General features: G+C 52.4%; 6 protein-coding genes. 1 reads left to right on the plus strand and 5 read right to left on the minus strand.

Translation table 11 applies throughout. The features are described 5' to 3' along the window. Positions 1–136 precede the first annotated feature (136 nt). From CRG49_RS11900 to CRG49_RS11920, 5 genes are all read right to left on the minus strand, one after another. Positions 137–1,015, minus strand: a complete 879-nt coding sequence (locus CRG49_RS11900; protein WP_095503760.1) for a transporter — start codon at positions 1,013–1,015, stop codon at positions 137–139. A 173-nt stretch (positions 1,016–1,188) separates the two neighbouring features. Further along, positions 1,189–4,623, minus strand: a complete 3,435-nt coding sequence (gene dnaE, locus CRG49_RS11905; RefSeq protein WP_095503759.1) for a DNA polymerase III subunit alpha — start codon at positions 4,621–4,623, stop codon at positions 1,189–1,191. A gap of 104 nt (positions 4,624–4,727) precedes the next feature. Next, positions 4,728–5,024, minus strand: coding sequence for a helix-turn-helix transcriptional regulator (locus CRG49_RS11910; protein ID WP_095503758.1), 297 nt, complete (start codon positions 5,022–5,024; stop codon positions 4,728–4,730). A gap of 54 nt (positions 5,025–5,078) precedes the next feature. Beyond that, a complete protein-coding gene (locus tag CRG49_RS11915) occupies positions 5,079–5,615 on the minus strand; it encodes a rhodanese family protein (RefSeq protein WP_095503757.1) in 537 nt (178 codons plus the stop codon). 30 nt (positions 5,616–5,645) lie between these two features. Then, positions 5,646–5,834: a DUF2892 domain-containing protein gene (locus tag CRG49_RS11920; protein ID WP_095503756.1), complete on the minus strand. Its 189-nt coding sequence runs from the start codon at positions 5,832–5,834 to the stop codon at positions 5,646–5,648. Positions 5,835–5,998: 164 nt separating this feature from the next. Between CRG49_RS11920 and CRG49_RS14070 the strand changes: the two genes are divergently transcribed. Then, positions 5,999–6,169: helix-turn-helix domain-containing protein (locus CRG49_RS14070; RefSeq protein ID WP_157807888.1), on the plus strand; the 171-nt coding region annotated here is incomplete at its 3' end.

Below are 6,169 nucleotides of genomic sequence, written 5' to 3' on the forward strand. Positions count from 1 at the left end.
CCGCCGACCGAGAAAGACATTGGACTATGAGACACCGGGTGATCTGTTTTCAGCAGCCCTTGCCAATGGCATTTGAGCGTTGCACTTGAAATGCGAATGTAAGCTCCTTTGTTTACAGCGTTTAAAAAATGCCCCGTCAAAACGTATGCTGCACGCCCAATTTCAACTCAGAGCTGCTTTGTCCCGAAATGTTGAAACGTGCGGAGGCGTTTAACGACGTGGCTTTGGAAAAGCCGTAGCCTGCGCCCAATTGGGCGTAGGTGGATGTGTTTCTGGCGGATTCTTTTTGGCCGTCCAAACGGTCAGGCTGTTTGCCCAGCCATTGGATGCCGCCGGTTAAGCTGATGCGGTCGTTGGCGGCAAAGGCGATGTTGGGGTTAACCAGCCAGTAGTTGCCGGCTTGGTATTTGAGGCCGTCTGAAAGGGTTTTGCTGCCGTTGAAGCGGTAGGCAGCGGTTAAGGAAAACACAACGGGATCGATGGCTTTGTAGGTCGTTGCACCAATAAGCCATGATTTGCCTGATGATGCTTTGCCGCGCGATTTTTCGTAGGCCGTGCCTTCGATAAAGCCGATCAGGGCAGGATTTTTGTCGTCTTTCAAAAAGGTGTGGCTGATACCGAGCGATACGTCGGAAAGCTTGCTGTCTCGGCTTTTGCTGCTTTGGGCGGCCTCGCCGTCAAAGCCACGCTCCTCCTGCCAAATATAGCTGGCATTACCGTAAAGGTCAGTATTGCCGGTCAAGCCATAGCGCAGACCGAGGGTGCCGATGAGCATATCGCTGTTGCGGCCGCTTTCCCGTATTTCAGTGGGTACAGGGATAAACGATGCGCTGCCGGTTTGGATATAAACGGGCGCGGCCAGTTCGGTGTTACGGCTTTCGCTGTTAACATAGCCTACAGACGCTTCCAGCTTCAGCTTGCCTTTATCGGTCAGAATTTCTTCGATACTTAAGGGCAGGTCGGCATAGGCAGCTAAAGGAAATATGCAAAATGGAATAAAGTATATATTTTTCATAATCTTAGCTAAATTTTCTCCAATGAAGTAATTTTACCATCAGTTATTTTTTTTTTGCAAGTTATTTTTATTCGTTTCTTTATTGATATTTGAAAGCATGAAAAAGGCCGTCTGAAATATCAAATTTTCAGACGGCCTTGATGGGGTTTTCAAATCGTTTTCGGCGGTTGAATCTACCAATTCACACTCACGGCACGGTTACCCAACTGCTTTTCCAATTCCTCAAACAATACGGCACTAGCGGTTACGCCCCATCTAGAAGAAATTTTCAGACGGCCTGAAGCTTGGTCATTGCTGTATGACAGGGAAAGCGGGATATGCGGCGTGTCGGGCAGGCGCGCGGCGGCAAGCGTGGCGGCGAGCTTGACGATGTCGTGTTCGGGGCGCAGGTGCAGGCTGAGGCTGCGGGCGTAGTTTTCACGCGCCATTTGCAGGGTCATGACTTGGTTGGCCATGATGCGTAGGCCTTCGCCGCCGCCGTAATCGTCGCGACTGACTTTGGATTCAATAATCAGCACTTGGTCGGCTTTCAAAATCGGCTGGCTGTTTTCCAGCGTCTGGCCGCTGATCATGATTTCGACTTGGCCGCTTTGGTCTTCGAGGGTCACAAAGGCGATTTTGCCGCGTTTGCCCATCATGGTGCGCACCGCGGTGGCAAAACCGGCCAAGCGCACGCTGTCTTGCGGTTTCAGACGGCCTAATTTGGTCGGGGCGATTTGGCGCACTTCTTCGGCATACGGCCCGAAGGGGTGGCCGGAAAGGTAGAAGCCAATCACGGTTTTTTCTTCGGCGAGCTTTTCCGATTCGCTCCACATCGGCACATCAACCAATTTCACCGGCTCGATGGCATCGTCCATCATGTCGAACAAGCCGCCCTGATTGGCGTTGGCTGATTTTTGCTCGGCATTGCCCATCGCCAAATCAATGTTGGCCAACAACATAGCGCGGTTGGGGTCGATGCTGTCGAACGCACCGCCGCGGATTAAGGCTTCGAGCGTGCGGCGGTTCAGGTGTTCTTTGCCCACACGTTCGCAGAAATCAAGCAAACCGGTAAATTTACCGCCCGCTTCCCGCGCGGCAATAATCGATTCCACCGCTGCTTCGCCGGTGCCTTTAATCGCGCCCAAGGCATAGCGGATTTTACGGTCGGGATACGGCGTGAAGCGGTAATCCGATTCGTTAATGTCGGGCGGCAGGAAGGTCAAACCGTTGGCGCGACTGTCGTCATAAAAATGCTTGAGCTGGTCGGTATTATCCAATTCAGACGACATGGTTGCGGCCATAAATTCAGCCGGATAATGCGCTTTGAGCCAAGCGGTTTGATACGAAATCAGCGCGTAGGCGGCGGCGTGCGATTTGTTGAAACCGTAGCCGGCGAATTTTTCCATGTAGTTGAAAATCTGGTCGGATTTTTCGCGTGAGATGCCTTGTTTGGCCGCACCTTCGGCAAAAATCTCGCGGTGTTTGACCATTTCTTCCGGCTTTTTCTTACCCATCGCACGACGCAACAAGTCGGCACCGCCAAGCGAGTAGCCACCGATAATCTGCGCCGCCTGCATCACCTGTTCTTGATACACCATAATGCCGTAGGTCGGCTCGAGAATTTCGGCCAGCATCGGGTGAATGTATTCAAACGGCTCGCCTTTCATGCGCGCAACGAAGTCGGGAATGTTGTCCATCGGGCCCGGGCGGTAGAGCGACACGAAGGCAATCAACTCTTCAAACTTGGTCGTGTGCGCCGTTTTCAGCATTTTTTTCATGCCGGTCGATTCAAACTGGAACACGGCCGTGGTGTTGGCATCGCGGAAAATCTGATAGGCGGCTTGGTCATCCAGCGGAATGGTGCCGACATCGACAATATCGCCGCTGGTGTTTTTGATGTTGTTTTGCGCCATTTCGATGATGGTCAAGTTGCGCAAGCCCAAGAAGTCAAACTTCACCAAGCCCACGTCTTCCACGTCGCCTTTGTCGTACATCGACACGGGCGAGGCCGATTCGTCGGCCTGATACACGGGGCTGAAATCGGAAATTTTGCCCGGCGCAATCAACACGCCGCCCGCGTGCATACCCAAGCCGCGCGTTAAGTCTTCCAGCTTTTTCGCCAGCTCAATCAATTCTTGCGCCTCTTCCGCCGCAATCAGTTCGCCGATTTGCGGCTCGGCTTCCATCGCCTTATCCAAACTCAAAGGTTTGTTGGCTTCCAGCGGAATCAGCTTCGACAGGCGGTCGCACAGCATAAACGGCAATTCCAACACCCGCCCCACATCGCGAATCACCGCTTTGGACGACATGGTACCGAAAGTCACAATCTGGCTCACCGCTTCCGCACCATATTTTGCGCGCACGTATTCAATCACGCGGCCACGGTTGGCTTGGCAGAAATCGACGTCGAAGTCAGGCATGGAGACGCGTTCAGGATTCAAGAAACGCTCGAACAGCAAGGCATATTTCAGCGGATCAAGGTCGGTAATCTTCAAGGAATACGCCACCAACGAACCTGCGCCCGAACCACGACCCGGCCCCACCGGACAGCCGTTGTTTTTCGCCCAGTTGATGAAGTCTTGTACGATCAGGAAATAGCCCGGAAAGCCCATCTGAATGATGATATTCAACTCAAAATCCAAACGCGCCTGATATTCCGGCATTTTTTCTGCCCGCTCGGCTTCGTCGGGATAAAGCTGCACCATGCGCTCTTGCAAACCTTCATTGGACAACACGCGCAAATAGTCGTCTAAGGTCATGCCTTCCGGTGTTGGGAAATCGGGCAGGAAGTTTTTGCCCAACGTGATGTGCAGGTTGCAACGCTTGGCAATTTCCACCGTGTTTTCCAGTGCTTCGGGCAAATCGGCAAAACGCGCCGCCATTTCCTGCGGGTCGATGAAATATTGGCTTGGCGAAAATTCGCGCGGGCGTTTTTTATCACTCAACACCCAGCCGCCCGCCACGCACACGCGTGCTTCGTGGGCATTAAAGTCATCGCGGCTCATGAATTGGGTCGGGTGCGTGGCCACCACCGGCAAATCAAGTTCTTCCGCCAAGGTCACGCTGCCTGATACGGCGGTTTCCCATTCAGGGCGCTCCGGTAGGCGTTGCAATTCCAGATAAAACGCATTGGGGAACCATGCCGCATATTTTTGCGCTGCTGCTTTGGCCGCTTCGGGGTGGCCGTTTAACAGGTTTACACCCACTTCGCCGTAATGCGCGCCCGATAAGCAAATCAGGCCGCTGTTGTCGCCTTCGGCCAGCCAGCTTTGGCGCAATTCGGCATGATCGACATTGCGGTCTTTGCCAACATAGGCGGCGGTCAAGAGTTCGCTCAAACGCAGATAGCCGGCATCGTTGCGGATAATCAACATCGCACGAAACGGCTTTTCCGGCGCATCAGGGTTTTCAATCCACACATCCGCCCCGCCAATCGGCTTAATACCCGCACCACGGCAGGCTTTGTAGAATTTCACCAAGCCGAATTGGTTCATCAAATCGCTCACGCCCAGCGCCGGCAAACCGTATTCCGCCGCTTTGGACACCAGCTTTTTAATCCGCACCATACCGTCGGTAATCGAAAACTCGGTATGCAGGCGCAAGGGGATGTAGGTTGGTTGAGTCATAGAAAATCAGGTAAAAAAGTCACACTAAAGCGATATTGTAGCAGGGTTTGAAACATCAAAGGCCGTCTGAAACATATTTTCAGACGGCCTTTGGGTTGAACCGATTATTCGGATTCGGCGCAGTAAAACGAATACAGCAATTCAATCATTTTACCCACGCGTTCATCGGCAATGTAGTAAAGGCGTTCACGGTGGTTCACTTCGCAGGCAACCAAACCGGCTTCACGCAGCAAGGCCAATTGGCTCGACATCGCAGCTTGCGGCAAACCAGTGATTTGCGCCAGCTCGGTGACGTTGCGGCGTTGCGCGTGCAGGTTGCACAACACGGCCAAGCGGTTGGGATTGGCCAATAATTTTAAAAAGTCGGCCGCTTCGGCGTAAGGGGGATTTTCAAGATTCATGATGTTGCTTAGATAAAAGACATTGCGCCATATTTTATCACAATGCCGAGCGTATCAGCTTGATTTTGCCTGTTGGCGCAAACTTTGGTTCCACGGCATAAGCATCAGCAAACGCGCCATGCCGCAAAATCCGGTCAAGCCTGCCAACAACAGCCCTGCACCAACCATGCCGCACAATAAATACAGCCACGGCGATACCAACCAGCCACCCAACGCGCCCAACAACGCCAGCAAGCCTGCACCGATTTGCACTTGACGCATCAAATCCAGCGGCTGGCTGCGGTTAATCACGGTCTCAAACCCACCTGCCTTCCAGCCCTGTATGCCGCGTTCCAAAATATAGGCAGTTTTGCCCTGCGCGGCTTGTTGCAATGCCGCCGCATTTTGTGCCGTGCGCATACCGGATTGGCAATGGAACACTAATACATCGGCGTTGAGCAAACTATGTGCCGCCAGTTTATCCAGCGGCACATTCACCGCGCCATCAATATGTTCGCGTGCATATTCGGCTGCGCTGCGCACATCAATCAATGTCGCGCCGGAAGCTAATTTCTGCCGCACTTCTTGTGCGGAAAGGGTTTGAATGTTCATGACTTTACCTTTTTCAGACGGGCAAACAGCCTATTTGCGCGGACAAGTATTCACGCCGAGCAACGTGTACAAGCCGCAGAATGAGAAGACACCGCTGGCCAACACCAACACGCCCAGCCAACCCCACCAGCCGATGTTACCAGTGGCTGCTGCGATGATTAAGGCCAAGCCCACAATAATACGGATAGCGCGATCAATACCGCCGACATTGCGTTTCATCTTTTACTCCTTTTTATATTAAGTTTTTTAAATGTATTAAAAATATAATATGATGAGTGACACTTGTCAAGGCCCTTACATTCGCCTAACAAGTGCAATTTCCAATAACAGAAAAGGCCAGTATGCGGTGGTATACTGCCTTTCCTGACAAGAAAGATTGCAATATGGCCTACACACAACTGACCTCACACCAAAGATACTACATTTCCAGACATTACCGCAACCTACCCCTAAACCAAATCGCACAGAACATCGGTTGTCATCCCGCCACCGTCAGTCGGGAAATCAGACGGCATTCCGTCAACGGAACCTACTGTTACCGAAAAGCACAACAG

It is taken from the genome of Neisseria sp. N95_16 (assembly GCF_002551535.2).
GTDB lineage: Bacteria > Pseudomonadota > Gammaproteobacteria > Burkholderiales > Neisseriaceae > Neisseria > Neisseria brasiliensis.

Bases quoted from the DNA above. Each gene is read 5' to 3' on its own strand.
- dnaE (WP_095503759.1), bottom strand. From the start codon at position 4,623: ATGACTCAACCAACCTACATCCCCTTGCGCCTGCATACCGAGTTTTCG.
- CRG49_RS11910 (WP_095503758.1), bottom strand. From the start codon at position 5,024: ATGAATCTTGAAAATCCCCCTTACGCCGAAGCGGCCGACTTTTTAAAA.
- CRG49_RS11920 (WP_095503756.1), bottom strand. From the start codon at position 5,834: ATGAAACGCAATGTCGGCGGTATTGATCGCGCTATCCGTATTATTGTG.
- CRG49_RS11915 (WP_095503757.1), bottom strand. From the start codon at position 5,615: ATGAACATTCAAACCCTTTCCGCACAAGAAGTGCGGCAGAAATTAGCT.
- CRG49_RS11900 (WP_095503760.1), bottom strand. From the start codon at position 1,015: ATGAAAAATATATACTTTATTCCATTTTGCATATTTCCTTTAGCTGCC.